This is a genomic window from Trebonia sp., assembly GCF_049794275.1.
GTDB lineage: Bacteria > Actinomycetota > Actinomycetes > Streptosporangiales > Streptosporangiaceae > Trebonia.
In genome coordinates this window covers 1-2,036 of record NZ_JBARCR010000987.1, presented here as the reverse complement: position 1 = coordinate 2,036, position 2,036 = coordinate 1, and the positions used below count along the sequence as shown (strand labels likewise).

Sequence of the window (2,036 nt, the reverse complement as noted above, 5' to 3'; positions counted from 1 at the left end):
GGTCGAACGAGTCGTCGGGGAACGGCAGCTTCGTCGCGTCCGCGGTGACGGGTGCCGCGGCCGCCGGGGGAGCGACCTCGCCTTCGGCGCGCATGGCGGCGAACATGCCGCGGACCGGGGTCAGTTCGCCGCCGTCGAGGTCGGCGGCTACCACGTTCGCCCCGCGGCGGTAGGCCTCGAAGGCGTGCCTGCCCGCGCCGCAGCCGAGGTCGAGGACGAGATCACCCGCGCTTACCGGAAACCTCGTGAAATCGACCGTCAGCACGCGAGCTCCCCGTTGACCACCTTCCGGTAGAGGGCCACGGTGGCGGCGGCGACCGCGGGCCAGGCGAACCGCTCGCCGACCCTGGCGAGGCCCCGTTCCGCCATGCTCGCCCGCTCCGCTTCGCCGTCGTGCAGCGTGCGGAGCGCGGCGGCGAGTTCTTCCGCGTCGCCAGGGGTCACCAGCACGGCGGCGTCGCCGGTCACTTCGGGCAGCGCGCCGGCCCGGCTGGCGATCAGCGGCGTGCCCGACGCCATGTGCTCCACCGCGGGCAGCGAGAACCCCTCGTACATGGACGGGACCACGGCGATCTCCGCGGAGGCGAGCAGCCGGGCGTACACCTCGTCCGGCAGGCCGCTCACGAACGTGACCCGGTCGGCGAGGTCGAGCTGCGCGGCCTGCTTCCTGGTCGCCGTCGAAGGCGTGCCGACGACCATCAGGTGGACGTCGCGCTCGGTGACCAGCTTCGCCACCGCGCGCAGCAGCGTGGGCAGCCCCTTGAGCGGCGAGTCGGCGCTGATCACGGTCACGATCCGGCCCCGGACCCTGGGCCCGGCGTCCTCGCCGCGCGGCCGGAACAGCCGCGCGTCCACGCCGAGGGGCACGATGTGCACGGCATCGCGCCGCACGCGAAAATCCCGGCAGATGTCGTTCTTTGACGATTCGGAGACCGTGATCAGCGGTCCGGCCCGGCGCGCCACCCGGCCCTGCATCCGGACGAAGCCATACCAGCGGTGCTTGTTCAGCCGCTGCAGCAAGCTGCTGGCGGCCAGGTCCAGCCGCTTGTCCACGGTGATCGGGTGATGGATGCTGGTGATCATCGGCAGGCCGAGCCGAGGCACGCCCAGCATCCCGTAGCCGAGTCCCTGGTTGTCGTGTATCACGTCGAAGTCGCCGGGGCGCCGGGCCAGCGCGCGCAGCGCGCGGATGCTGAACGTCAGCGGCTCGGGAAACGCGCCGCCCCACATCATGACCGTCTCGAGCGCGTCGGCCCAGTCCCTGATCTCGCCGAGCCCCGGGGTGCGGAACGGGTCCTCGTCCCTGTACAGGTCGAGGCTCGGTACCTGGCGCAGCCGCGGGCCGTCGTCGAGTTCCGGGTACGGCTGCCCGGAGAACACCTCGACGTGATGCCCGGCGGCGGCGAGCTCCCTGCTCAGGTGCCGCACGTAGACGCCCTGCCCGCCAGAGTGCGGCTTGCTGCGGTAGGACAGCAGCGCGATGCGCAGCGGACGGCTCACAGAGGTCACGGGGCACCTTACCAAAGGGTAAGTTCGCGGCCCGATGAGGCACCCGTGTCTCCAGGCGGGACCCCGCGCGCCCGCGATGAGTGATTTGCCCCAGGCGTGGTAGTTGGTCTAGCGCCTGCCGCATCCGCGAGCCGCGGCAGTTCCTCCGACCAGTGGGGAGCGCACGGGTGACGATACGCAACCGGATCGCCGCGGCGGACCAGCGGCTGCTCAGCCGGATGACGGCGGCCAACACACAAGCGCTGGACCGCGCGACGACCGGACTCGGCCGGGTCGCGGATCATGGCGTGCTGTGGTTCGCGCTGGCGGCCGCTCTCGGCGCCAGGCGCAGCAAGTGGACCCGCAGGGCGGCCTTGCGCGGGCTGGCGGGCATGGCGATAGCCAGCCCGGCCGCCAACGTGCTCGCCAAGCGGCTGGTCCGCAGGACGCGCCCGGAGCGCCCGCTGCTCCCCGTCGGGAGGATGGCGGCGCCGCCGCGTACCACGTCCTTTCCATCCGGTACTGCCGCGTCGGCCGCCGCGTTCGCG

Annotated in this window: 2 protein-coding genes and 1 pseudogene; 1 reads left to right on the top strand and 2 read right to left on the bottom strand. The window is 72.6% G+C overall.

Annotation, left to right across the window (positions count from 1 at the left end; translation table 11 throughout):
* Positions 1-265 (bottom strand): class I SAM-dependent methyltransferase (locus WA805_RS25080; RefSeq protein ID WP_425243564.1); only part of this gene is annotated, 265 nt, incomplete at its 3' end.
* On the bottom strand, positions 259-1,509 hold the full coding sequence (locus WA805_RS25075) for a glycosyltransferase family 4 protein (RefSeq protein ID WP_425243563.1): 1,251 nt from the start codon (positions 1,507-1,509) through the stop codon (positions 259-261). The genes WA805_RS25075 and WA805_RS25080, both read right to left, overlap by 7 nt.
* A 167-nt stretch (positions 1,510-1,676) precedes the next feature.
* Between WA805_RS25075 and WA805_RS25070 the strand changes: the two are divergent.
* A pseudogene (locus WA805_RS25070) lies at positions 1,677-2,036 on the top strand (hypothetical protein); the annotation flags it as partial.